Raw genomic sequence first — 23,083 nt, forward strand, 5'->3', positions numbered from 1 at the left:
TGTCGTAGCCGGTACTTAGGCTGCCGCGGTGAGTATGAACGGCAACTGGCTGCGCGTTTCGCCCGACGAACTGGAGCGGGCGAGGACAGACCTCGGCTGGGCCTACGACCTCGCGATGACGCAACGGAACGACGACTCTGAACGCTGGGAGGGCATCGACAAGGCCTGGGACGGGTTCGAGTTCCTCCTCGATCGGCTGGGCTTCGAGATTCCGCTGGTCTCGGGCGCGGAGCGGTTCGTGGAGCTGCCCGACGTCGAGCCCGACAGCGAGGAGATGTTCGACTTCCTGGAGAACCTCGAAGACGACTGGGGCTACGGGCCGCCCTCCTATCTGACACCGGTCGACGTCGCGACGGCGGCCGCGCGCCTGGCCGAGCTCACCCAGGACGACCTCATCCGAGGCGTCGACCCACAGGAGCTGGTCCGGGCCGACATCTACCCCGGAACCTGGGACCGACCCGGCCAACTTGCGTGGGTGGCCCATTACCTGCCCGACGTCCAACGCTTCTTCGGTGCGGCCGCCAGGGATGGCGCCGCGCTGATCTGCTGGCTCGACTGAGCGGAGACCGCACGCCATGCGGGTCACCTCGACGTCGTGCGCGAGCTGATTGACGGAAAGACAGGCCTCGGCCCTCGATAGCTGCCTTCCCCTCGAACGGGTCGCTTTCGGGGACGTGTTCACTGCTCCGAGGGAGGTGGCAGGCTCGCGGCGAGCGCCGGCCGCTGGCGTATCCACGGTCGGGGGCGACCCGCTTTCCGGTCGCGGGCGGCCGTCGACTGGCGGACAACGAGGCGTACCGGCAGGACCATCGGCCGTCCGGTGTGCCCGGGGGCGCCCTCGATCATCGTGAGCAGGTGCCGGGTCGCCGCGGAACCCTCCGCGTAGAACGGTGCCGCGACCGTGGTGAGGCCGGGGGTGACGATGTCGGCGGCGAGAGTGTTGTCGAAACCCACGATGCTGACGTCGCCCGGAACGTCGACGCCCATCCGGGTGAGGCCCCGGATGAGCCCGATCGCCATCTGGTCGTTGAAGGCGAGGACGGCGGTCGCGGGACGAGCGCGCAGCTCCTCGGCAGCCCGTTCGCCACCCTCGATGGTCGGGCTGAACGGGCCGATCTGGCGCACCTTGATTTCGAGTTCCATGCCGGCTTCGAGCAACGACCGCCAGCGGATGCCGTTCGGCCAGGACGCCTGCGGCCCCGCGACGTAGGTGATGTGGTCGTGCCCCAGTTCCCCGAGGTGCTCGGCGGCCCGCCGGACCCCACGGGGGTTGTCCGTCACGACGCAGGGCACGTCGGCGACGGAGCGGTTGAGGACCACCACTGGCCGCTGCTTGGCGAACATCCGGATTGCCGAGTCCGACATCCGGCTGCTGGCGAGCACGATCCCGTCGACTGTCGACATCGTGCGTTCGATCGCCGCGCGCTCCACCCGGTCGGACTCCTGGGCGTCGATGAGCACCATGGTGTACTCGTTGTGCATCGCCGCCTCCTGCGCCCCGCGCACGATCCCGGCGTACACCGGGTTGGTGATGTCGGCGATGACGAGCGCGATCATGCGCGTGCGGGACGTGGCGAGGGCGCGGGGAAGCGGGTTGGTCCGGTAGCCCAACCGCTCGGCGACCTGCCGGATCCGTTCGGCGGTCTCGGAGTTGACGCGACTCGGCCGGGAGAAAGCGCGGGACACCGTGGACGGTGAGACGTCCGCCTCAAGGGCGACGTCGTAGATCGTGACTCGCTTTTCCGGCGGCCTGGTGTGGTCGGGCATCTGCATGCTCCTCCCGGCTACGCGCCGTGATCATGGTATGACGGCCGTGAATACTCGGCAATGCCCCCGCAACAATCCAGCGCCCGGAACACATTCGCGCGAGGCAATACATGGCAACCCGTTGCCGCCGCGGCGCGCCGGCTGCCTCAATCAGCACTGATGACACCTGGCGGAGGGAACGGCTCATGGGTATCTCACGACGCGGCGCTCTCCTGGTCACGGCATCGTCGCTTCTGGTGGGCACGGTCGGGTGTGGGGCACCCGAGGCCCCCGGCGACAACAAGGGCGACAGCACCGGTGAGGTGCCGCAGCGGCCCGGTAAGGCCGTCACGCTCAACGTCCTCGACGTGGCGGGCAACCTCCAGCTGACCCAGGCAATGATCGACGAGTTCGTCTCGAAGAACCCCGACGTGATCTCCCGGGTGACCTATTCGAAGGCGCCGGCGCCCGAACTGGCCGGGAAGATCAAGGCCCAGCAGGGGGCGGACCGGGTGGACATCGGCCTCGTGCTGACCGGCGTCGACGGTCTGGCCGCCGGGATCGAGCAGGGGCTCTGGATCGACGTGTTGCCAACCTTCCAGGACCGCCTCGGCGCCATGAGCAACTATCTGGCACCGGCCGCCGCGATGCAGAAGCTCGCTGGCAACGCGGGCGTCACCGTCACCTACTACCCGTCAGGTCCGCTGCTCGAGTATCTGCCGTCCCGCCTGGCGACGCCACCCACCAGCGCGGACGCGCTGCTCGCCTGGGCCAGAGCCAACCCCCGGAAATTCCAGTACGCCCGGCCGGCCAACTCCGGACCGGGGCGGACGTTCCTGATGGGTCTGCCCTACATCCTGGGGGACACGAACCCCAAGGACCCCACTGCGGGCTGGGACAAGACGTGGGCCTTCCTCAAGGAGTTGGGCCAGTACGTCGACTACTACCCGTCCGGCACCACCGAGACGATGAAGAACCTCGCCAACGGCACCGCGCATCTCATCGTCAGCACAACCGGTTGGGACATCAACCCGCGGGTGCTCGGCACGGTGCCCAAGGAGGCCAGGATCACCCCGATCGACGGCTTCCACTGGGTCACCGACGCGCACTACGCCGTCCTGCCCAAGGGCGTGTCGACCGACACCCAGGCCGCGGTGCTGGCCCTGCTGGCGTTCATGCTCACCCCTGAGCAGCAGGCGAAGGCGTACGACGAGGGTTACTTCTACCCGGGCCCGGCGATCAAGGAGGTCCAGCTCTCGTCGGCGCCGCAGAAGAGCCAGGACGCGATCCGGGAGTTCGGCCGCCCCGAGTACGACGCGCTGATTGCCGGAAACCCGACCGAGGTCCCGCTCGACGCGAAGAGCCTGGTGGCGGCGTTCAGCCGCTGGGACCGGGAGATCGGCGGCGGCAAGGTCAAGCAGGGATGAGCGCCTTCACCCAGCTGCGGCTGGACGGGGTGTCCCGCCGCTTCGGTGGTCAGGCCGCGCTCACCGACCTGGACCTGACGATCGAGGCGGGGGAGTTCATCGCCCTGCTCGGCCCGTCCGGCTGCGGCAAGTCGACGGCGTTGAACTGCCTGGCCGGGCTGCTCCCGTTGACGCAGGGGAGCATCTGGCAGGACGAGCGCCGCATCGACACGCTCCCGCCGGAGCGGCGCGGCTTCGGCATGGTGTTCCAGAGCTACGCCCTCTTTCCGCACCTGACGGTCCGGGCGAACATCGCCTTCGGGCTGCGGATGCGGCGGCTGCCCAAGGAGGAGACGCGCCGGCGTACGGCGGAGGCGGTGCGGCTGGTGCGGTTGGAGGACCACGTCGACAAGCTCCCCGGTCAGCTCTCGGGTGGCCAGCAGCAACGCGTCGCGATCGCCCGCGCCGTCGTGTTCGAGCCGTCCCTGGTGTTGATGGACGAGCCGCTGAGCAACCTCGACGCCAAACTGCGCCTGGAGATGCGGACCGAGATCCGCCGCCTGCACCAGTCGTTGGGGCTCACCACCGTCTACGTGACCCACGACCAGGAGGAGGCGCTGTCCCTGGCCGACCGGCTGGTGGTGCTGCGGGAGGGGCGGGTGCAGCAGATCGGCTCGCCGCGTGAGCTGCACACCCGACCGGCGAACTGGCACGTCGCCGACTTCATGGGCTATCGCAACCTGTGGCGGGGGCGGGTGGAGCAGTCCGACGGCGGCCGGGCCACCGTCGAGTCGTCCGGCCATCGCCTGCTCGGCGAGGTGGTGGGGGGCCTCCAGCCCGGCGCGGACGTCGTGGTCGCGGTACGCCCCGAGGACATCCGCGTCGACGGGCCCGGCGAGACCCGCAACGCCATGTCGGCGACTGTCGAGGTGGTGGAATACCAGGGCCGCGAGTTGGCGGCAGAGGCCCGCACCGACACCGGGCTGCTGCTGCACCTGCGGACCGAGCAGCGGATCGCGCCGGGCGACCAGGTCAAGCTCGCCGTCGACACGCAGCGGCTGCTCGTCTATCCCGCCGACACGTCGGCGCAGCCCGACCGCCTCGCGAACGCCTCGGGGGCGACGCGGTGAGCGGCGCCGGGCCCGGGAGACCGCTGGCGCACTGGCAGCACCGCCTCGCCGAGCGGGGCGTCGATCGCCAGCTCTGGTTGCTGCTCCCGGCCCTGGTCTTCGTCATCGCCCTGTTCCTCTACCCGTTCTTCTACGGGCTGACGCTCTCGTTCCAGCCGACCAGAGGCGGGCCGTTCAGCGACTACGCCCGGTTCTTCTCCGACTCCTACGAACGGGGCACGATCTGGATCACGCTGCGGATCGCGTTGCCCGCCGCGCTCCTGAACGTCCTCGCCGCGGTGCCGATCGCCTACCGGATGCGTGGCCGGTTCCGGGGCAAGCGGCTGGTCACCACGCTGCTGGTCGTGCCGATCACGCTCGGCACGGTCCTCACCGCACAGGGGTTGCTGAACTTCCTCGGCCCGACCGGCTGGTTCAACCGGATCCTGTTGGCCGGCAACCTGGTCGACGAGCCGGTGCGGCTGACCCACAACTACTGGGGCGTGTTCTTCTCGCTGGTGATCACCGGCTTTCCGTTCGCGTTCCTGCTGGTGCTGTCGTACCTGTCCGGCATCGACCCGACCCTGGAACGGGCGGCCGCGACGCTGGGCGCGGACTGGCGTCGTCGGTTCACCCGGATCACCCTGCCGCTGCTGATGCCCGGCCTGGCCACGACCTTCTGCCTGACGTTCGTCCTGGCGTTCAGCGTGTTCCCGTCGGCCGTTCTGGTCGGCAACCCGGCCGGAGAGACCCGGGTCATCTCCCTCGCCGCCTACCAGGCGGCCTACGAGCAGTACGACTACCCGTACGCGTCGGCGATCGCCATGATCATGGGCTTCGTCGAGCTGGTCATCATCGCTGTGGTGCTGGCCGCCCGTAGCCGCTTCTACACCGGCTCCACCGGAGGCAAGGGCTGATGGCAACGAGCACCCAGGCCCCACCAGCGCGGCCCCCCGCCACCAGCACCGACCGACGGCGGCGCATCACCGCGCGCCCGGCCGCCTGGATCGTGTGGGGCGTCGTCATCTTCTTCTTCCTCAACCTGCTGGGCGTCGTGGCGTCCGTGCTGGTCAGCTCGTTCGGCCGGCGCTGGTTCGACACCTGGCTCCCGGACGGCTACACCACCAGCTGGTACGCCCGAGCCTGGGACGAGTTCGCGCTGTTCCAGGTCATCGTCGTGACGCTGGAGGTCTCCGTACTCGTCGTTGGCCTCTCGCTGGTGATCGGCGTGCCGGCCGCCTACGCCCTCGCGCGGCGCTCGTTCCCGGGCAAACGGCTGATCTTCCTGGTGTTCCTGCTGCCCATCCTGATGCCCCCGATCACGTACGGCATCCCGCTGGCGACAGTCCTCTACAAGTTCGGCCTGGCCGGGCACATGTCCGGGGTGGTGCTCGCCAACCTCGTGCCGTCGGTGCCCTTCGTTATCCTGACCATGACCCCGTTCATCGAGCAGATCGACCCGAGGATCGAGAGCGCCGCGCGCATGTGCGGCGCCGGCCTGCGGACGGTGTTTATCCGGGTCCTCACGCCGCTGCTCGTGCCGGGCATCCTCGCCTCCGCGATCCTCGTGCTGGTCCGCACCGTGGGCATGTTCGAGCTCACCTTCCTGACCGCCGGGCCGGACTCGCAGACCCTGGTGGTGGCGCTCTACTACTCCATGTCCGCGTCGGGGATCAGGGCTCAGCAGTCGGTCGACGCCATGGCGGTCATCTACACCTCGATGATGCTGGTCCTCCTCGTCGTCGCGCTGCGCTACGTCAACCCGACCCAGCTGGTGGCCCGGGTCAAGGACGAGCCGGAGCACTGAGGCCGGCGCCGGCCGCCTCGTCGAGGATCTCGCCCAGGCGGCCCGCGACGGTGAGGAGCGCCGGCAGCCTCGTCCGCAGACCGCGATAGGCCGCGGCGAGAGCCGGGTCCACCGCGACGGGCTCGCCGCGGGCGACACCGGGATCGAGCTGGGCAACCGCCTTCCGAAGATCGCAGGTCTGACCGGTCGCGAAGAGCCCGAGGGCCGCCGCGCCGAGGGTGACGTGCTCGGCCACACCCGCGACCCGGACCGGGCAGTCCAGCACCGCCGCCATCACCTCGCGCCACAGCGGAGACCCGAAGGCACCGCCGGTCAGGCGGACGCTGCGGATCGGCGTCAGCGCGGCCAGCCGGTCACGGACACCAGCGAGTTGCAGGCAGACACCCTCCACGGCGGCCCGCACCAGGTGGCCGCGCGAGTGCTCGCTGCGCAGGCCCAGGAACGCGCCCGGCGGGGCGCAGCCCTGCGGCGGGGCCTCATCGGCCCGCAGGTAGGGCAGCATCACGAGACCATCGCTGCCCGGTGCGATCCGCTCGGCGAGATCCAGGAGCGCGGGCGCGGCCCCGTCGTCACCGAGGACACCTCCCGCCCACCGTACGACGTTGCCGCCGTTGCTGAGCGCGCCGCCGACAACCCACGCGTCGTCGGTCAACGCACCGCAGGAGAAAGTCTCCGCCGGGTCGGTGAGGGGAGCCTCGACGACCGTTCGCAGGGCCCCGGTGGCCCCGAGCGTCAGGCCACCGACGGTGGGGTCGGTCGCCGCCGCGCCCAGACTCCGCAACGGACCGTCACCCGCGCCGACGACGACCGGTGTGCCGGAGGGCAGGCCGACCGCGCGCCCGGCCATCGCCGACAACCGCAACACCGCCGTCGTGGGCAGCACCGGGGGCAGCTGACTCTCGGACACCCCGGCAAGATCGAGTACTGCCGAACTCCACAGCCGACGGTGCACGTCGAACATCCCGGTGCCCGATGCGGAGGACAACTCGGTCACCAACATCCCCGTGAGCCGATGGACCACGTAGTCCTTGAGGCCGATCCACCACCGCGTCGCGGTGCAGAGCCGCGGCTCGTGGCGGGCGAACCACAGCAGCTTGCAGAGCGGGTTCATCGGGTGCACGGGTGTGCCCGTCAACCGGTGCAGTTCCCGGCTCTGGCCGGACAACCGCAACTCGCGGGCCGCCTCCGACGACCGCCTGTCGTGCCGGGTCAGCAGCGGCGTCACCGGCGTCATGGCCGCGTCCAGCCCGATCAGGCCGTACCTGGCGGAGCTGAGCGCGACGGCGACCACCTCCGCCCCGCAGGTGCCGGCCACACACGCGGACATCGCCGCCACTGTGGCCGCCATCAGCACGTCCGGGTCCTGTACCTGCCAGCCGGGTATCGGCTCAAGCAGTGGGTACTCCCGCGTCGCGACGTGTCGGGCGGTGCCGTCCAGTGCGAACGCGACAGCCCGCACGGCCCTGGTGCCCACGTCGACTCCGACGATCACCCGCCGCTCCGGCCCCATCCGCCCATGGTCGAGCGGTGTTCGGCGGACCGGCAAGCGGTTGCGCGCAGTTGTCGTCACGCCGGCCCGCAGCCGACCCGTTCGCGCGGAAGATCGGGCGTCACCGACGCGAGTGGTGACAGGATTGCCCCCATGCCTGCTCGCGCACTGAGCTTCGGAATGGTGGCCAGACAATACGAACGGTACCGGCCGGGGTACCCCGCCGAGCTTGTCGACCTGGTGCTGACGTACGCGGGCCGGCCCGTTCGAACGGCCCTCGAGATCGGCGCCGGCACGGGCAAGGCGACCCGGCTGTTCGCCGCAGCGGGCGTCACGGTCACCGCGACCGAACCGGACCGGGCCATGCTCGCCGAGTTGCGCAAGCACGTGCCAGCAGGCGTCCACACCGTCCGCGCCGCGTTCGAGGACCTGCGGCCGGGCGCGACGTACCACCTGGTCTACGCGGCGGCGGCCCTGCACTGGACGACACCGCAGGGGCGGTGGTCGCGGATGGCCGCGCTGCTGGAACCCGGCGGCGTGTTCGCCTCGTTCGGTGGACCCACCCAGCTGGTCGACCCGGCGGTGGCGGACGCTGTCCGCGCCGCCCGGGAGCCCTTCCTGGAGAGCGACGAGATCCCCTCGCCCGACGGCACGCCCCCGGAGCAGGCCATGCAGTGGCCGGGCACCGAGCTCCAACGGTCCGAGTGGTTCACCGATGTGCAGCAGACCGTGATCGAGCGTCGACTGACGATGAGTGCGCGCGACTACGTCGGGCATCTGTCGACGATCTCGGCGTACCTCGAGCTGTCGACCTCCACGCAGGAGCAGGCCTTCGCCCAGATCGAACAGGTCCTGCCCGAGACCGTCGAGCTCCGCGCCGACCTCATCGTCCATCTCGCCCGTCGGCGCCCCGATCAGTAGCGCCGACGGCGCTCAGACCAGGAACTCCTCCCGCATCCGCGCGCCCAGGTTGATCCCGCCGACCGCCCGAGGGCCGGCCGGATCGTGCACGGCGACGGTGTTGTTGCGACGCATCAGCTCCCGGACCGCGGGTGGCAGTCGCGGCGGGTCGTCCATGGCCGCGAGGACCTGCCCGGCACTGACGATCAGCCGATCGGCCAGGGTGGCGGCGTCGGTGTCCACCCGCACCCGGCCGTACTCCCAGCCGGAGGTGGTCAGGTCGAGCACCTCGAACACGCGGGTCACCACCGGGTTCGGGTCGGTCACCCGGTCGAGCCGGGGCGCCCGCTTGCCGACCACGGTGACCGCGGCGGCCACCTGCGCGTACGGGTGGAAGCCACACGGCAACGCGAACAGCGGCCAGCGCAGGGCCGGGCCGGCCTCCTTCCACAGCGGCCGGTAGTTACGGCGGTGCACCAGCAGCCGTCGGCCCGTCCGCCGGTGGATCTCCTGCGCCTGGGCCTGAAGGTCCACGTGGGCCTCGTCGGCGACCTGACTCACGATCCGGGTCGCCACCACCAGGCCGTCGTCGCTGTCGAGCGAACCGGTGAGCGCGTCGACCTGCTCGTTGAACCGGACCCGCGCGTGGGGGCCGTACCGGGACTGGACGTCGTGCAGCAGCGCCTGCTGGCGTCCCGGGTCGAGCTGGACTCGCCTACCGCCCAGCAATCGACGGAGCCAACGCATGTCGCCTCGATTCAGCAGAGCCGTCGCGGACGGCGGCAATGCTAGTGCGTCGACCCTCCCTCATGTTCCCAAGGGGGGTTGATCGACTCGGCTCTCGGAGACGGCGATCACCGCCGACGGGGCGTGATCAGCCCTGACTCGTACGCCCACACGACCAACTGGGCCCGGTCGCGGCAGTGCAGCTTCGTCATCGCCCGGTTGACGTGTGTCTTGGCGGTCAGTGGACTGATCACCATGCGCGCGGCGATCTCGTCGTTGGGCAGCCCACGGGCGACCAGTTCGACGATCTCCTGCTCCCGGGCGGTCAGCACGTCGCGTCCGGCGGTCGGCACGGCCGGCGGTGGTCCGGCCACGAACTCACTGATCAGTGTGCGGGTGACGGTCGGCGCGAGCAGCGCGTCACCGCGCGCCACGACCGTGACGGCGTGCAGCAGGTCGGCGGGGTCGGCGTCCTTGAGGAGGAAGCCGCTGGCGCCCGCGCGGAGCGCGGCGAACACATAGGAGTCGAGCCCGTAGTTGGTGAGGATGAGAACGCGGATCGCCGCCAGGTCGGGATCGGCGGCGATGCGCCGGGTGGCCTCGATGCCGTCGAGGCCCGGCATCTGCACGTCCATCAGGACGACGTCCGGGCGCAGACTCCGGGACAGGTGGACGGCCGAGGTGCCGTCGGTCGCCTCGCCGACGACCTCCAGGTGGTCCTCGGCGTCGAGCAGTGCCCGAAAGCCGGCCCGCATCAGCGCCTGGTCGTCGGCGAGCAGCACCCGGATCATCCCGGCTCCTGGGAGAGGCGGGCGGTCATCGTGGGCCGTCCAGCGGGAAGGTGGCCCGTACGGTGAAGCCGTGGTCGTCGTGCGCGGCGGTCCGTAGTGTGCCGCCCAGGGCGCTGACCCGCTCCCGCATGCCGCGCAGGCCCACGCCCGGGGTCAGCGGCTCGGTCGGCGACGCCCGACCGTCGTCGCTGACCGCGACGGTCAGCCCCGCCGGGGCGTACTCCACCTGGATGTGCGCGGTCGCGGGCCCGGCGTGGCGGGCCACGTTGGTGAGTGCCTCCTGGATGACCCGGTACCCGGCCTGGTCGACCTCGTCGGGCAGGTCGCCGCGCTGGCCGGTGACGGTCACCTGCACCGGTACGCCGACCGCCCGGGTCCGCTCGGCCAGCTCGTCCACCCGGGCCAGCCCGACCCGATCGCCGTCGGTCGGTGCGCGGAGGACGTCGAGGGTCGTGCGGAGTTCCCGCATCGCGGCGCCGCTGGCCTCCTGGATCGCCAGCAGCGTGGCCGACGGCTCCTCGCCGTGTTTGCGGGCCAGGTGCACGGCGATCCCCGCCTGCACCTTGATCACGGAGATGCTGTGGGTCAGGGAGTCGTGCAGGTCGCGGGCGATGCGCAGGCGCTCCTCCCCGGCGCGGCGCAACGCCATCTCCTCGCGGGTGCGTTCGGCCTCGACGGCCCGCTGCTCGACCTGCTCGAGGTACGCCCGGCGCTGCCGCGCGACGAGGCCGGCGACGTTGGCCGCCACGAACCAGCCGAGCAGCAGGGCCGTCCGCTCGGCGACCAGTTGGCCTGGTCGGCCGGCCGGCGCCATCGAGATGTCGCTGGCCAGGAAGCTACCGAGGAAGACAAGGCTGGCCACGGCGGCGGCCGACCGGTGTCCCTGCCAGGCGCTGACGTAGACCGCGCAGAGGACGGGGAACGCGGCGGACACCCCGGGATGCACCCGGACGTGAACGGCCAGCATGGCGACGGTGACCACGCCCAGCGCCACCACCGGGTATCGCCGGCACGCCGCCAGGGCCACCACGGTGGCGAGGACCAGGGCGACGTCGAGCACCTCGACCGGCGCGGCGTCCGGGGTGAGCACGGCGTTGCCGAGCAGGAGGACGCCGAGGGCGAGACCGCCGAGGGCGTACGGGAGGTCGCGGCGCATGGTCGCACTGTAGAACGGCCGTCGTCGGTGGAGCATCCCGCGCGCGTGGTAGCTGCGGCGTACCACGGACGCGGTATGAGCGGCGCGGCAAGTGTCTGCGACGGCACGACGTTTTCCCGGCCCGCCGGAACAAGCATCGAGCCCATGACATACCGCTTCTTCGCCCCCACACCGACGAGGGCGGCCACCGGCCGCACCGCAGCCGTCTACCAACAGTTGCGCGACGACTTCCTCGGGCCGTTGCCGACCTTCCAGGCGCTCTCGGCCGTGCCGGAAGTGCTGGCCGCGACCTGGGCGCTGATGCGGGAGGCGCTGCTCGCCGGGGACGCGCCCCGGGTCGACCGCGAACTCGTCGCGGCTTCGGTCTCCCGGGCCAACCGCTGTCAGTTCTGCGTCGACGCCCACGTGCTGCTGCTGCACGCGCTGGGCGCACCGAAGCTGGCGGAGACCGTCGCCCGGGGCGAGACGCCCGCCGAGCCGGGGCACGCGGCGCTCGTCGGCTGGGCGCAGGCGAGCCGCAGCCCCAGATCCGCCGACTGGACCAGCGCTTACGGCCCGGAGATCACCGGCACCCTGCTCGCCTTCCACTTCATCAACCGGGTCGTCTCCGCGTTGCTCGACCCCGATCTGCTCCCCGGCGGCCTGCAACGTTCCCCGCTGGTGCGCTCGGTCGGGGGCCGGCTCTACGCCAGGGCGGCCCGGGAGTCGAAGGAGCCCGGCCTGAGCCTTCCGCTGCTCGACGTCGACCCGACGGCATCACCTCCCGCCTGGGCGGGGGACGGCCCGGTGGGTGTCGCCTACGCGTCGCTGCGGAACGCCGCCACCCGGGGTGGGGACCTGCTGGGCGCGGTGGCGCGCCAGACCGTCACGGCCACGGTGCGCTGGGAGGACGGGCAGTTCCCGGCGCGGCCCACGGACTGGGCCGTCGACCTGGTCCGGGACGTGCCGGGCGCGGACCGCGTCGGGACGCGGATCGCGTTGCTGGCGGCGTTCGCGCCCGGCGCGATCAGCCCGGGCGACGTCGCTCTCTGGCGGCTCTCCCACCCCGCCGACGCCGACCTCGTGCGGTTGGTCGCGTACGGGGCGATCACGGCCACCGATCACGTCGCCCAGGCCCTCGCCTCGGCGCACCTCTAGGAGGCAACCCATGCGCAAGGCACTCGTCATCATCAGCGCACTGCTGCTCGTCGCGTTCGCCGTGCAGTTCGTCCTCGCCGCCGTGGGTGGGTTCACCAGACCCGCCGGCGACGACGCGTACGCGCTGCACAGCGTCAACGGCATGGCGGTGATCCCGCTTCTCACGCTGCTCACCGCCCTGTTCGCCGCGTTGGCGAAGGCACCCGGAAAGATCATCGGACTGGCGGTCCTCCCGATCGGCCTCGTCGCCCTCCAGCCACTCATCGCCATGGTGGCGGAGGCGTCCACCGACGCGTCGGGTGTCAGCACCCCGCTCGGCCTGACCATCGGTGGGTTGCACGCGCTCAACGGGATCATCGCGGTGCACGTCGTGGTCGGCGTCCATCGGGCGGCGCGACAGCTCGCCGTGCCGGTCCCCGCCGGCGCGGCTCGGCTGGTCACCCGGGAAGGAGAGCCGGCGTGACCACCGGGTCGCTGCTCGTGGCCGACCTCGTGATCGCGGTCCTCGCGGTCGCCGCCTGGCTGGGGGCTGGCGCCGCGTCCGCCGCCCGTCGTCGCCCGCTCGCACTGGGACTGGCGGTCGTCGCGCTGCTCGCCACGCTCGCCCGCGCGCTCACGATCACCGCCCTCGCCCGGGCCGGCTGGTGGTTCGCGGCGGAGAAGGTCCTCATCGCGGCTCCGCTGTCGCTCGCGGCGGTGGGTGTCGCCGGTCCGCGGTTGCTGCGGGCCCCGGGCGACATCCGGGCCGTCGCGGTCCCGCTCCTCTTCGCCGGGTACGCCACGAGCAGCGCCCTGCTCGTGACGGTCCTGCACGGCTATCCGGCGTCGGCCGGGGCGGGGCTGCTGGCGGTCGCCGGGGTCGTGACGGCCACGGTGATCTCGGCGCGTGCGCTCGGTGCGCGCCCGTCCCGGACGGCGTCCCGGGCGGCCCTCGTGGTGGCGGTCGCGGCCCTGCTGACCGGAACCGGGCTGACCGTCACCCCGGGCGCCGCACCCGCCGTACCGCATGAGCATGGTTCTCCGGCGACCCGCATCGCCGACGAACCCACCCGGCGGTTCACACTGACCGCCGCAACCGCCACTGTGGACGCGGGCGGGCGGAACGTCGCGGCGTGGGCGTTCAACGGGCAGGTCCCCGGACCGGAGTTGACCGCCACCGTCGGCGACGTCCTGGAGGTGACGCTGCGCAACCGGAACATCGAGCGCGGCGTCACAGTGCACTGGCACGGGTACGACGTGCCAAACGATCAGGACGGGGTACCCGGCGTGACCCAGGCGGCGGTGCGGCCCGGGCAGGAGTTCGTCTACCGGTTCCGCGCCGACCAGGCCGGAACGTACTGGTACCACACGCACTCGGCCTCCGATGTCGGCGTGCGGATGGGTCTCTACGGGGTGCTGGTGGTGCGACCGGGCCCGGTGACCGGCCTCGACGTCACAGTGCCGGTGCACACCCTGGCGGGCCGTCCGTTGCCCGCGCCGAGGGTGGAGAAGGTCGAGGCCGGCGTGCCGGTGCGGTTGCGGCTGATCAACACCGACAGCACGACGCACCGGTACGCCCTGGCCGGGACCGCGTTCCGGGTGGCCGCGGTCGACGGCGTCGACCTGCGCGGCCCGACGCCGCTGGTGGACACCGCAGTGCTGATCCCGGCCGGGGGCCGCTACGACCTGGTCTTCGACGCGCCGGCGACCCCGGTGGCACTGGTCGTCGACGGACGGACCGTCTACTCGACCGGACCGGTGTCGACGGCGACCGGTGCCTGGCCGGTGCTGGATCCACTCGGCTACGGCGCGACCGCCCCGGTGCAGTGGTCCCGGTTCGACAAGACGTTCACCCTCGTCCTCGATCGCGGCCTCGACCTGCGCAGACTGCTACCGCGGTACGCCCACACCGTCAACGGCGCGGCCGATCCGGACATCCCACCGCAGGTCGTACGCCTGGGTGACGTCGTACGGTTCACGATCGTCAACCGGTCGCAGACCGTGCACCCGTGGCACCTGCACGGCCACCACGTCCTGGTGCTGGCCCGCGACGGTCGACCGGCGACCGGAAGCCCGCTGTGGCTGGACTCGTTCGACGTCCGTCCGGGCGAGGTGTGGGAGGTGGCGTTCCGGGCCGACAACCCGGGGATGTGGGCCAACCACTGCCACAACCTGGCGCACGCCGATGCCGGGATGACGCTGCATCTCACCTACTCGTGATCGCCGAGACGGGTAGTTTTCTGTCATGACTGAGGACACCTTCCGTTCGGTGGCGATCGAGCGCACCAGCCTGGGCAACTACGTCGTGCGGAACTCCCGTGGTGGGTCGGTGTCGCTGGGCACGGGCGAGGACGGCAGTTTCACGCCGGTGGAGTTGCTGCTGGCCGCCATCGGCGGTTGCGCCGCGGTGGACGTGGACCACATCACCAGTCGTCGTGCCGAGCCGACCGAGTTCACCGTCGCCGTGACCGGTGACAAGATCCGGGACGAGGCCGGCGGAAACCGGATGCGCAACCTGCGGGTCGAGTTCACGGTGACGTTCCCGGAGGGCGCGGAGGGCGACGCGGCCCGTGCGGCGCTGCCCCGGTCGTTGCAGCAGTCGCACGATCGGTTGTGCACGGTCTCCCGTACCGTCGAGCTCGGCACTCCCGTCGCGATCGCCGAGGGCCCGGGGCCATCAGCGACTGATCGGCGCTGAGCACTGCTACTCAGGCCTGTGCGGCTCGTTCGTGCGAGGGTGGCGGGATGCGTCGACTACTGGTGCCACTGCTGATCGTCCTCACCGTGGTGGTGGCGTGTGCCGACCCGAACGCCCAGCCGGGTCGCTCGGACCCGACGGTCGCGCTGCCGGCGCCCACCGAGTTGCTCGCCGACGGCAGCGTGCCCTGGGCCGACCTGAAGATCACCGACGAGGACTTCAACGGTCGCCCTGCCGCGCCGAGAACGCCGGCCAACGACAGCGAACCGTGCCGGGCGGAGCAGCTGGCCGGTCGGCTCACCACCTGGACGCGGCCCGGCAACGGCGGTGAGACGCCTCGGGGCTTCGACGCCGCCATCGGCAAGCTCATCGGCGAAGTGGACGTGCGGAACTCGTCGACGGTCGAGTGCACCCTGCAGGGCGAGGTGCCCACGACCATGCGCGCCGCCGGTCGCGAGATCCCGATGCTCTACACCCACGGCATCGACGAGGAGGGCCGCACCCGGGTGATCGTCGTGCCGGCCGGCGGCAACGCCAGCCTGCGTCTGGACTGGTCCGGACCGTTCTGCCAGCCGGTGAAGGGGTCGTTGGAGCTCGCGATCGAGCTGCCGCACGACGGTGGCAGGCTGCGCGCACCGGTAACCGCCGTCGAGCGTCCGGGCTGTCCGCAGGGGGAGGGGGTCAACCCCCGCGCGCGCGGGACGCTGTCCGCGAGCGGGTTCACCGAGCCGGTGGCGGTGTCGAAGCCCCCGTCCTCGCCGCTCGAGAAACTCACCGTCGCTGTGCAGGGGCCGACGACCGCCGTCGCCGGGTCGCGGCTCACCTTCCGGGTGACGCTGGGCAACCCGACCGACGGCCCCCTCGCGTTGGACCCTTGCCCGGCCTACCTGATGGAACGGTTCTCTCTCGGCGACGCGACGAACGACGCGGTGAATTCGGCCCAGCTCTACCGGCTGAACTGCCGCGCCCTACCGCAGATCCCCGCTGGCGGCACTGCCGTGTTCGAAATGGTCGCCGAGGTGCCGGCCTCAATGCGGGCCGGGCGCGAGCTGACCGTGACGTGGAAGCTCTATCTGCCGCACTACGTACAGCGGAGCAACCAGTTCGGTGTCGTGACCCTCACCGTCGCCTGAGGAGGTCACCGCTTGGCCGGCAGCATCGGCAACCTCGACATCGGCGAGAACGAAAGATAGATGCTGTTGAGGGTATGGGAGCGCTCCCGTAGCATACCTGACGCGGCCTGTTAACGTTCACAACCGCTTACCACGCAATGACCACCACCAATGTATGGGCCGCCGTCCCGCGAGGAGGGTGCTACATGGTCAGATCCAGAGCCACCAATGCCGGTCTGGTTGCGGCCGGCGTCGGCTTACTGCTGTCGTCGACAGTTGTCGCGGCGCTGCCGGCCGGTGCCGCGGCTGAGGGTTGTTCGGTGAACTACGCCGTGTCGTCGCAGTGGCAGGGCGGCTTCGGTGCCAACGTGGCGATCACGAACCTGGGTGACCCGCTGAGCAGTTGGACGCTGACCTGGTCGTACGGTGCCGGGCAGACGGTGACGCAGGCCTGGAACACGTCGCTGACGCAGAGCGGGTCGGCGGTGACCGCGAAGAACGTGAGTTACAACGGTGCGATCCCGGCCAACGGCACTGTGTCGTTCGGGTTCAACGGGTCCTGGACGGGCAGCAACCCCGCCCCGACGAGCTTCGCCCTGAACGGTGTCACCTGCACCGGTGGCACGACGCCGACTACTCCGCCCCCGACTACTCCGCCGCCGACCGACCCGCCGCCGACCACGCCGCCGCCCACCCAGACCTGTGACCTTCCGTCGACGTACCGGTGGTCGTCGACCGGTGCGCTGGCGCAGCCGAGGTCCGGTTGGGTCTCGCTGAAGGACTTCACCGTCGCGCCGTACAACGGCCAGCAGCTCGTCTACGCCACCACCCACGACACCGGCACCCGGTGGGGCTCGATGAACTTCGGCCTCTTCTCGAACTACTCGCAGATGGCCTCGGCCAGCCAGAACGCGATGAACAACGCGACAGTGGCGCCGTCGCTGTTCTACTTCGCGCCGAAGAACATCTGGGTGCTCGCCTACCAGTGGGGTGGGCCGGCGTTCTCCTACCGGACCTCGACCAACCCGACCAACCCGAACGGGTGGTCAGCGGCGCAGACGCTGTTCAGTGGCAGCATCACCGGTTCGGGCACCGGCCCGATCGACCAGGCGGTCATCGGTGACGACCAGAACATGTACCTGTTCTTCGCCGGTGACAACGGCAAGATCTACCGGGCCAGCATGCCGATCGGCAACTTCCCCGGCAGCTTCGGCTCCAACTACACGACCATCATGAGCGACTCGACGAACAACCTGTTCGAAGCCGTCCAGGTCTACAAGCTCCAAGGCCAGAACCGTTACCTCATGATCGTCGAGGCGATCGGTTCGCAGGGTCGCTACTTCCGCTCGTTCACCGCGACCAGCCTGGGCGGATCGTGGACCCCACAGGCCACCAGCGAGAGCAACCCGTTCGCCGGCAAGGCCAACAGCGGCGCCACCTGGACCAACGACATCAGCCACGGTGAGCTGCTGCGCACCAACGCCGACCAGACCATGACCGTTAACCCCTGCAACCTGCAACTGCTCTACCAGGGTCGTTCCCCCAGCTCCGGCGGCGACTACGGCCTCCTGCCGTACCGGCCGGGTCTGCTGACCCTGCAGCGCTGACCGGCTTCGATCGCGCTCGACCGAACCGGAACGGGGCGGGCTCGGCGTCACACCGAGCCCGCCCCGCACCACGCCGAGCGCGATTGATCCTTCGGCGTCCCCGGTCTCCGGAAACCTGGCACTGGATCGCTCCCGTGACGCCGGCTGACAAAGACGGGACACGACACGCGCCAGCGGGGCGGGCTGTGGCTGACGAGTTTGGGACGATGCGCCGGTCGACCTACCGACATCACCCGACTCGAAGGGACCTCCGCGATGGCAAAGGTCATCTCCACGCTGTTCATCTCGGCCGACGGTGTGGCCGAGATCGACCCTGACTGGCACTTCCCGTACTTCGACGAGAACATGGGCCGCGCCGTCACCGAGGACTACGACGCCGCCAACGTGCTGCTCATCGGCCGCGAGACGTACGACAGCTTCGCCGGGGCCTGGCCGGACCGTGAGGCCGCCGGTGGCGAGGACGCACCGTTCGCCAAGCAACTGGGCGACATGCGCAAGGTCGTCGCCTCGCGTCAGCCGCTGGAGTTCTCCTGGCGCAACTCCGAGCTGATCGACGGGGACCTCCTCGATGCCGTCACCGCGCTCAAGGCCGACGCCGGGGTGCGCGGGGTTCTCATCCCCGGGTCGATCTCCGTCGTGCAGCAACTGCTCGCCGCCGGCCTGGTCGACGAGCTGCGTCTGCTGGTGCATCCGGTGGCCGCGCGCAAGGGCCGCAGGCTGTTCGACGAGGGTGACGCGGCGTACCACCTGCGACTGCTGGCAACGGAAGCGTTCCCGACGGGTGTCCTTCGCGTGATCTACGCGCCGGGCCCGGCGCCGACGCCGGTTGGCTACGACGAGGTCAAGGACCAGGCGCCGGCCGGAAACTAGGGCGCTCCTGCGGGGACGGCCGCCGCGCCGGCCGTTCTCCGAGCGAGGCCGTCACAGGCCCATGTGAAGATCTCGGCGTGACCGAGTGGACGTACAACGATCGCCCTGCCGGCGTCAGGTTTCTCAGCGATCGGATCCCCGAGCCGGGCCGCACCGCCATCGAGGACGAGCTGTGGGCCTGGGTGGTGCGTGGTGAGAGCGACGCGGACGAGTTCGTCGACTTCTTCGACGACGACGACGAGCGCTGCGGCGCGACCGACGATGAGCTCAGGGCGGCACACGAGACGGCGTTGGCGGTTCGGCGGGAGCAGCAGCGCGAGTGGGGTGAGGTGCGCGGCAACCTCACCCGTGCCTTCGTCGAGCTCAACGGGCTGGGGGTGTTGGCCCGGGAGAACTTCAGCTGTTGTGGCACCTGCGCGAGCGCCGAGATCGACGACGAGCGGGACGACTCACGGCACTGGCGCGGGTTTCTCTGGTACCACCAGCAGGACACCGAGTCGCTGCTGGCGAGCGAGGACGGCGAGGTCTACCTCGGTTACGGCGTCTATCCGCCGGCCGACTTCGACGAGGCCGCCTACGCGGGCCTGTCGGAGGCCGAGCAGCAGGCCAGCTACCAGGCCGACCTGGAACGACTGCTGGACGAGGTCGCGTTCCCGGTGCTGCGCAAGCACGGCATGCAGGTGGAGTGGAACCGCAAGCAGTCCCGGCGGATCGAGGTCACCGGTGCCCGGTGGTATGCGCCACTGAATTGACCGCCATCGTTCCATCCCACACTTCGGCCAGATGTTTAGTGAGGCCCATCGATATTGACGCGCGGCCTCGGCGGCGACAGGATCTCGGGCACCACCACCCCTGATTCCCTCCTGGGAGGCGCCATGACCCGTCCCCGCCTGCCCCTCCTGCGGGCAGCCACCCGGTTGGCCGCACTCGCCCTCGCCACCGCCGGCGTGCTGCTCACCGTCGCCACCCCCGCCAGCGCCGCCGTGCCCACCGGCCGCTACGTAGCGCTGGGCGACTCGTACACCGCAGGCCCGCTGATCCCCACCCAGGTCGACCTCAACTGCCTACGGTCCAACCGCAACTACCCGTCGCTGGTGGCGGCGTCCGCCGGTTCGTCGTCGTTCGCCGACGTGAGCTGCTCCGGCGCCACCACTGACGACATCCTCTACGGCGGTAGCGGCCAGCTGGGCATCACGACGCCACCGCAGCTCAACGCGGTCACCTCGAACACCTCGCTGGTGACGGTGCAGATCGGCGGCAACGACATCGGTTTCGCCGGCATCATTGGCGACTGCGCGGAGGCGAGCGTCAGCAGCCCGCTCGGATCTCCGTGCAAGAACCGGTACACCGCCGGAGGCGTCGACCAGTTGCAGGCACGGATCGTCGCCGCCACACCGAAGATCACCGCCGTGCTCCGGGCGGTCCGGCAGGCCGCGCCGGGCGCGCGGGTCGTGGTGCTCGGCTATCCGGCGATCCTGCCCGACAGCGGTTACGGCTGCTGGCCGGTCGTTCCGATCGCCTATCAGGACGTGCCGTACCTGCGTGGCGTCGAGAAGTCGCTCAACGCGATGCTGGCCAGCGTCGCGAGCGCCAACGGCGCCACCTACGCCGACGTCTACACGCCGTCGATCGGCCGTGACGCGTGCAAGAGCAGCGGTACCCGGTGGGTCGAGGGTCTGGTGCCGCAGAACTCGGCCGCGCCGTTCCACCCCAACGCCCGAGGTGAGCAGGGCATGGCCACCGCCCTGATCGCCAGACTGAACAGCTGATCAGGCCCCCGAACGGTCGAAGCGGCCCCGTCGGAAGTGGCGGGGCCTCTTCATGGGGACACCGGGCTCGGCCGACGTCGCGGTGCTTGGGATCGGGCAGTCCGGGGTACCGACGATGTCATGCCGATTGTGGGGGAAGTCGTCGGGGACCGTTACCGTCTGCTCGAGAGCATCGCCAGCGGTGGAATGGGCGATGTCTGGCGGGCGGTCGACGAAACCCTGGACCGCCGCGTCGCGATCAAGATGCTGCGACCGCGGCTGGTCACCGATCCCGGCTTCGGCGAACGGTTCCGTCGCGAGGCCCGGGCGATGGCGGCCCTGCGTCACCCGGGTGTCGCGCAGGTCTACGACTACGGTGAGGTGTCCCAGCCCGACGCTCCGGTGCTCGCGTACATCGTCATGGAGTGCGTGCAGGGGCAGCCCCTGTCGGAGCGGATCGCCGAGACGGGCCGGCTGGGTGTGGCCGAGACGATGTCGATCGCCGCGCAGACCGCCCGCGCGCTCCAGGCCGCCCACGACGCCGGCGTCGTGCACCGGGACGTCAAACCCAGCAACCTGATCATCGAGCCGGACGGGCACGTCATACTCGTCGACTTCGGCGTCGCGGTGACCCAGGAGGCGGCGAGCCTCACCGGGACGAACCAGGTCGTCGGCACCGCCCTCTACATGGCACCCGAGCAGGTCACCAGGAGCGAGACGACGTCGGCGATCGACATCTACGCGCTGGGGGCGGTCGTCTACCACTGTCTTGCCGGCAGGCCCCCGCACGAGGGCGAGAACGCGATAGCGGTGGTGTTGCGCCATCTCGAAGAGGAGCCGTCGCCACTGCCCGAGGACGTTCCGGAGGCGGTCCAGCGGTTGGTTGCCACAGCGATGGCCAAGGACCCCAGCCGTCGCTTCCCGACGGCGGCGACAATGGCCGCGGCGGCCCAGATGCTCGCGGATCCGGCCGATCAGCTGCGGACGGCTGTCGGAGCGCCGGTCGGGGCGGCGGTCGGGGCGGTCGAACGCACCGAGATTCAACGGCCGGTCGTCGGCGGTGCGGCGAAGCGGTCGGGCGGCCCGGGGCCCAAGGTGCTCGCTGTGGTTCTCGGATCGATGGCCGCCGCAGCCGCCGTCCTGGTGTTCGCCGATCCCATCGGGATGATGACGGGCCCGACCGACGGGCCGTCGACGCCGCCAGCGGTGTCCACGACGGGCCCGTCGCAGCGCGAGCCCGACCTGGGCGTGGGTGGCGGAGAACCGGCTACCCGCGGTTCCGGGGGCCTGCCGGTCCGCGCGCCTGGCTCCCCGACCCCGACGGCAGGCGTTTCGGCGGGTGCCGGGCCGGTCGGCCAGCCAACGCCCTCCGGCGAGAGCACCGGGGGCGCGCCCGAGCCCACCTCGTCCGAAAGCCCGCCAGCGGAGCCGACGGCAGCCCCGACGGGTGGGACGACGGCGGCGCCGACCGCGACAGCGTCCGCGGAGAGCGATGAGGAGTCGGCCCCGGAGCCGACGAAGAAGCCGTCCCCGGGGGCGCCGGCAGCGGACGAGAACGCGGCGCCGGAGGTCTAGCGACGACTGCTGGCGTGACGGCCGAGGCCGCCACGCCAGCAGTGTGGGTCAGGAGTCGATCGGGTCAGCCGGTGCTGCAGGTGATCGTCGGCCAGTTCCAGTTGCCGTTGGCCATGACCGTGATCCCGAAGTTGTTGCCGTTGCCGTTCGGCCTCGCGGTGACGGTGCCGCTGCTGCCGCTGACGGAGGCGTTCCAACTGTTCTGGATGCTCTGGCCACCACCGAGGCCGAGGCTGACCACCCAGTTGTTGGTGCCGCTGACGGCGACATTGAGGTTGAACCGGTCACCCCACTGCTGGCCGGCGGAGATCGTCGCGTTGCAGTTGCCGGTCCCCGGGTTGCCGGTGGTGGGCGGAGTGGTCGGGTTGCCGCCGCTGCCCTCCCGCACGGTGATGTCGGAGCTTCCCTGGCTCTGGTAGCCCTCGGTGGCCATGACCTGGTAGCTGTGGTTGGTGCCGAGGTTCAGGCCGGCCCGGGCCCAGGCGTCGAAGTGGTTGGCGGTGGTGATGGTGCCACTCGAGCGCTTCTGCTGACGGACGCTCCAGAACTGGTAGAACGTCTGGTTGCCATCGATCGACGGGGCGTTGACCCGCTGGCTGCGGAGGATGTCGTAGGTGCCGCCGTCAGTGGTGACAGTGCCCATCCGCTGTGCGCCGCTGCTCGGGTTGTAGCTGCCGAAGTTCTCCACCACGTAGTACTCGATCAGCGGGTTGCGCGTCCATCCGTACAGGGCGAGGTAGGTGTTGTTGTTGCCCGGGTTGTAGCTGCCCGAGTAGGTGACCGTCCGCCGGCTGCCGGTGGCCCAACCCTTGCCGCCGACCCAGTTGTTGGTGCTCCTGTCCCAACTGCTGGTGTATCGGCCATCGGCGCGCAGCGTCATGCTGGCGTTGCCGCTGTCCTTCCAGAAGGAGAAGTAGTACCCGTTGTGCGTGCCGGTGAGGTTCGACGTGAGGGTCCGGTCGGCCTCGGCGTACGCGTTGGTGGCCGTCATCGTGCCGGCGACGGCCACGACGGCGGCGCATGCGGCGCCCAGGAGCAGCCGCATACGGGCGCGGCCTCTCGGTTTGGTGTGGCTGGTGTCGGTCATGGAACTGTTGCCTCCTCTGACGGCTGGCGGGGGCCAGCGGCGCGGTACGCCTCGGCAGGCTGCCGGCGGCCGGGTGACGGCCACGGCGTCGTACCGCTCGGTGGTGGTGGGGCCGGTCGTCCTGCACGACGATCGGAGAA

22 protein-coding genes and 1 pseudogene are annotated in these 23,083 nt (G+C 70.7%); 17 read left to right on the forward strand and 6 right to left on the reverse strand.

Translation table 11 applies throughout. From position 1 onward, the window contains the following. Window positions 1-34: 34 nt before the first annotated feature. Both ACGF3C_RS20550 and ACGF3C_RS20555 read left to right on the forward strand, forming a co-directional pair. Entirely contained in the window at window positions 35-559 is a 525-nt protein-coding gene (locus ACGF3C_RS20550; RefSeq protein ID WP_357222856.1) for a YfbM family protein, read from the forward strand. Beyond that, window positions 560-640, forward strand: a pseudogene (locus ACGF3C_RS20555) (DUF664 domain-containing protein); the annotation flags it as partial. A 38-nt stretch (window positions 641-678) separates the two neighbouring features. Here ACGF3C_RS20555 and ACGF3C_RS20560 read toward each other — a convergent pair. After that, on the reverse strand, window positions 679-1,767 hold the full coding sequence (locus tag ACGF3C_RS20560) for a LacI family DNA-binding transcriptional regulator (protein ID WP_357222853.1): 1,089 nt from the start codon (window positions 1,765-1,767) through the stop codon (window positions 679-681). Window positions 1,768-1,952: 185 nt separating this feature from the next. Here ACGF3C_RS20560 and ACGF3C_RS20565 point away from each other — a divergent pair, with 185 nt between their 5' ends. The 4 genes from ACGF3C_RS20565 to ACGF3C_RS20580 are packed head-to-tail and all read left to right on the forward strand — an operon-like array spanning window position 1,953 to window position 6,068. After that, on the forward strand, window positions 1,953-3,173 hold the full coding sequence (locus ACGF3C_RS20565; RefSeq protein ID WP_393224204.1) for an ABC transporter substrate-binding protein: 1,221 nt from the start codon (window positions 1,953-1,955) through the stop codon (window positions 3,171-3,173). After that, the gene (locus tag ACGF3C_RS20570) at window positions 3,170-4,282 is read left to right on the forward strand and encodes an ABC transporter ATP-binding protein (protein WP_393224207.1); all 1,113 of its coding nucleotides are present in this window, start codon (window positions 3,170-3,172) and stop codon (window positions 4,280-4,282) included. Before ACGF3C_RS20565 ends, ACGF3C_RS20570 begins: the two co-directional genes overlap by 4 nt. Next, entirely contained in the window at window positions 4,279-5,178 is a 900-nt protein-coding gene (locus ACGF3C_RS20575) for an ABC transporter permease (RefSeq protein ID WP_393224210.1), read from the forward strand. Before ACGF3C_RS20570 ends, ACGF3C_RS20575 begins: the two co-directional genes overlap by 4 nt. Beyond that, entirely contained in the window at window positions 5,178-6,068 is an 891-nt protein-coding gene (locus ACGF3C_RS20580) for an ABC transporter permease (RefSeq protein WP_393224213.1), read from the forward strand. The genes ACGF3C_RS20575 and ACGF3C_RS20580 overlap by 1 nt, the downstream gene beginning before the upstream one ends. Here ACGF3C_RS20580 and ACGF3C_RS20585 read toward each other — a convergent pair. Continuing rightward, the gene (locus ACGF3C_RS20585) at window positions 6,046-7,578 is read right to left on the reverse strand and encodes a gluconokinase (protein WP_393224217.1); all 1,533 of its coding nucleotides are present in this window, start codon (window positions 7,576-7,578) and stop codon (window positions 6,046-6,048) included. The two genes, ACGF3C_RS20580 and ACGF3C_RS20585, sit on opposite strands and share 23 nt — an antisense overlap. Before the next feature lie 132 nt (window positions 7,579-7,710). Here ACGF3C_RS20585 and ACGF3C_RS20590 point away from each other — a divergent pair, with 132 nt between their 5' ends. Beyond that, window positions 7,711-8,478, forward strand: a complete 768-nt coding sequence (locus ACGF3C_RS20590) for a class I SAM-dependent methyltransferase (RefSeq protein WP_393224220.1) — start codon at window positions 7,711-7,713, stop codon at window positions 8,476-8,478. A gap of 12 nt (window positions 8,479-8,490) precedes the next feature. On the opposite strand, the gene ACGF3C_RS20595 is transcribed toward ACGF3C_RS20590, so the two are convergent. From ACGF3C_RS20595 to ACGF3C_RS20605, 3 genes are all read right to left on the reverse strand, one after another. Beyond that, entirely contained in the window at window positions 8,491-9,204 is a 714-nt protein-coding gene (locus tag ACGF3C_RS20595; RefSeq protein ID WP_355008580.1) for a hypothetical protein, read from the reverse strand. A gap of 107 nt (window positions 9,205-9,311) precedes the next feature. Further along, entirely contained in the window at window positions 9,312-9,974 is a 663-nt protein-coding gene (locus tag ACGF3C_RS20600; RefSeq protein ID WP_393224224.1) for a response regulator, read from the reverse strand. A gap of 25 nt (window positions 9,975-9,999) precedes the next feature. After that, window positions 10,000-11,130: a sensor histidine kinase gene (locus ACGF3C_RS20605; protein ID WP_393224227.1), complete on the reverse strand. Its 1,131-nt coding sequence runs from the start codon at window positions 11,128-11,130 to the stop codon at window positions 10,000-10,002. A gap of 144 nt (window positions 11,131-11,274) precedes the next feature. On the opposite strand from ACGF3C_RS20605, the gene ACGF3C_RS20610 reads away from it, so the two are divergent. The 10 genes from ACGF3C_RS20610 to ACGF3C_RS20655 all read left to right on the forward strand — a co-directional run bounded on the left by ACGF3C_RS20610 (window position 11,275) and on the right by ACGF3C_RS20655 (window position 21,856). After that, window positions 11,275-12,267, forward strand: coding sequence for a carboxymuconolactone decarboxylase family protein (locus ACGF3C_RS20610; protein ID WP_393224230.1), 993 nt, complete (start codon window positions 11,275-11,277; stop codon window positions 12,265-12,267). A 10-nt stretch (window positions 12,268-12,277) separates the two neighbouring features. Beyond that, the gene (locus ACGF3C_RS20615; protein WP_393224233.1) at window positions 12,278-12,730 is read left to right on the forward strand and encodes a DUF6220 domain-containing protein; all 453 of its coding nucleotides are present in this window, start codon (window positions 12,278-12,280) and stop codon (window positions 12,728-12,730) included. Then, window positions 12,727-14,466, forward strand: a complete 1,740-nt coding sequence (locus ACGF3C_RS20620; RefSeq protein ID WP_393224236.1) for a multicopper oxidase family protein — start codon at window positions 12,727-12,729, stop codon at window positions 14,464-14,466. The genes ACGF3C_RS20615 and ACGF3C_RS20620 overlap by 4 nt, the downstream gene beginning before the upstream one ends. Before the next feature lie 25 nt (window positions 14,467-14,491). Then, on the forward strand, window positions 14,492-14,944 hold the full coding sequence (locus ACGF3C_RS20625) for an OsmC family protein (RefSeq protein ID WP_357227535.1): 453 nt from the start codon (window positions 14,492-14,494) through the stop codon (window positions 14,942-14,944). 47 nt (window positions 14,945-14,991) lie between these two features. Continuing rightward, window positions 14,992-16,077 (forward strand): hypothetical protein, encoded by a 1,086-nt coding sequence (locus ACGF3C_RS20630; protein ID WP_357227538.1) that lies wholly within the window; start codon window positions 14,992-14,994, stop codon window positions 16,075-16,077. A 185-nt stretch (window positions 16,078-16,262) separates the two neighbouring features. Continuing rightward, window positions 16,263-17,663: a non-reducing end alpha-L-arabinofuranosidase family hydrolase gene (locus ACGF3C_RS20635; protein ID WP_357227541.1), complete on the forward strand. Its 1,401-nt coding sequence runs from the start codon at window positions 16,263-16,265 to the stop codon at window positions 17,661-17,663. A 255-nt stretch (window positions 17,664-17,918) separates the two neighbouring features. Then, complete coding sequence (locus tag ACGF3C_RS20640) at window positions 17,919-18,533, forward strand: dihydrofolate reductase family protein (RefSeq protein WP_357227544.1); 615 nt, start codon at window positions 17,919-17,921, stop codon at window positions 18,531-18,533. Between the two features lie 77 nt (window positions 18,534-18,610). Then, complete coding sequence (locus ACGF3C_RS20645; RefSeq protein WP_357227548.1) at window positions 18,611-19,285, forward strand: DUF6891 domain-containing protein; 675 nt, start codon at window positions 18,611-18,613, stop codon at window positions 19,283-19,285. Window positions 19,286-19,408: 123 nt separating this feature from the next. Beyond that, window positions 19,409-20,302, forward strand: coding sequence for an SGNH/GDSL hydrolase family protein (locus ACGF3C_RS20650; RefSeq protein WP_357227551.1), 894 nt, complete (start codon window positions 19,409-19,411; stop codon window positions 20,300-20,302). A gap of 120 nt (window positions 20,303-20,422) precedes the next feature. Beyond that, window positions 20,423-21,856, forward strand: a complete 1,434-nt coding sequence (locus tag ACGF3C_RS20655) for a protein kinase (protein ID WP_357227554.1) — start codon at window positions 20,423-20,425, stop codon at window positions 21,854-21,856. Between the two features lie 64 nt (window positions 21,857-21,920). Here the strand turns inward: ACGF3C_RS20655 and ACGF3C_RS20660 are convergent, their stop codons facing one another. After that, entirely contained in the window at window positions 21,921-22,943 is a 1,023-nt protein-coding gene (locus ACGF3C_RS20660; RefSeq protein ID WP_355008593.1) for a glycoside hydrolase family 11 protein, read from the reverse strand. Window positions 22,944-23,083: the final 140 nt, after the last annotated feature.

It is taken from the genome of Micromonospora sp. NPDC047762, from assembly GCF_043204655.1.
In the GTDB taxonomy this organism is placed as follows: domain Bacteria; phylum Actinomycetota; class Actinomycetes; order Mycobacteriales; family Micromonosporaceae; genus Micromonospora.

Coding starts and splice junctions, on each gene's coding strand:
- ACGF3C_RS20565 (WP_393224204.1), top strand. CDS start 1,953: ATGGGTATCTCACGACGCGGCGCTCTCCTGGTCACGGCATCGTCGCTT.
- ACGF3C_RS20605 (WP_393224227.1), bottom strand. CDS start 11,130: ATGCGCCGCGACCTCCCGTACGCCCTCGGCGGTCTCGCCCTCGGCGTC.
- ACGF3C_RS20570 (WP_393224207.1), top strand. CDS start 3,170: ATGAGCGCCTTCACCCAGCTGCGGCTGGACGGGGTGTCCCGCCGCTTC.
- ACGF3C_RS20585 (WP_393224217.1), bottom strand. CDS start 7,578: ATGGGGCCGGAGCGGCGGGTGATCGTCGGAGTCGACGTGGGCACCAGG.
- ACGF3C_RS20630 (WP_357227538.1), top strand. CDS start 14,992: ATGCGTCGACTACTGGTGCCACTGCTGATCGTCCTCACCGTGGTGGTG.
- ACGF3C_RS20615 (WP_393224233.1), top strand. CDS start 12,278: ATGCGCAAGGCACTCGTCATCATCAGCGCACTGCTGCTCGTCGCGTTC.
- ACGF3C_RS20640 (WP_357227544.1), top strand. CDS start 17,919: ATGGCAAAGGTCATCTCCACGCTGTTCATCTCGGCCGACGGTGTGGCC.
- ACGF3C_RS20625 (WP_357227535.1), top strand. CDS start 14,492: ATGACTGAGGACACCTTCCGTTCGGTGGCGATCGAGCGCACCAGCCTG.
- ACGF3C_RS20650 (WP_357227551.1), top strand. CDS start 19,409: ATGACCCGTCCCCGCCTGCCCCTCCTGCGGGCAGCCACCCGGTTGGCC.
- ACGF3C_RS20655 (WP_357227554.1), top strand. CDS start 20,423: ATGCCGATTGTGGGGGAAGTCGTCGGGGACCGTTACCGTCTGCTCGAG.
- ACGF3C_RS20610 (WP_393224230.1), top strand. CDS start 11,275: ATGACATACCGCTTCTTCGCCCCCACACCGACGAGGGCGGCCACCGGC.
- ACGF3C_RS20560 (WP_357222853.1), bottom strand. CDS start 1,767: ATGCCCGACCACACCAGGCCGCCGGAAAAGCGAGTCACGATCTACGAC.
- ACGF3C_RS20600 (WP_393224224.1), bottom strand. CDS start 9,974: ATGATCCGGGTGCTGCTCGCCGACGACCAGGCGCTGATGCGGGCCGGC.
- ACGF3C_RS20660 (WP_355008593.1), bottom strand. CDS start 22,943: ATGACCGACACCAGCCACACCAAACCGAGAGGCCGCGCCCGTATGCGG.
- ACGF3C_RS20590 (WP_393224220.1), top strand. CDS start 7,711: ATGCCTGCTCGCGCACTGAGCTTCGGAATGGTGGCCAGACAATACGAA.
- ACGF3C_RS20580 (WP_393224213.1), top strand. CDS start 5,178: ATGGCAACGAGCACCCAGGCCCCACCAGCGCGGCCCCCCGCCACCAGC.
- ACGF3C_RS20550 (WP_357222856.1), top strand. CDS start 35: ATGAACGGCAACTGGCTGCGCGTTTCGCCCGACGAACTGGAGCGGGCG.
- ACGF3C_RS20595 (WP_355008580.1), bottom strand. CDS start 9,204: ATGCGTTGGCTCCGTCGATTGCTGGGCGGTAGGCGAGTCCAGCTCGAC.
- ACGF3C_RS20635 (WP_357227541.1), top strand. CDS start 16,263: ATGGTCAGATCCAGAGCCACCAATGCCGGTCTGGTTGCGGCCGGCGTC.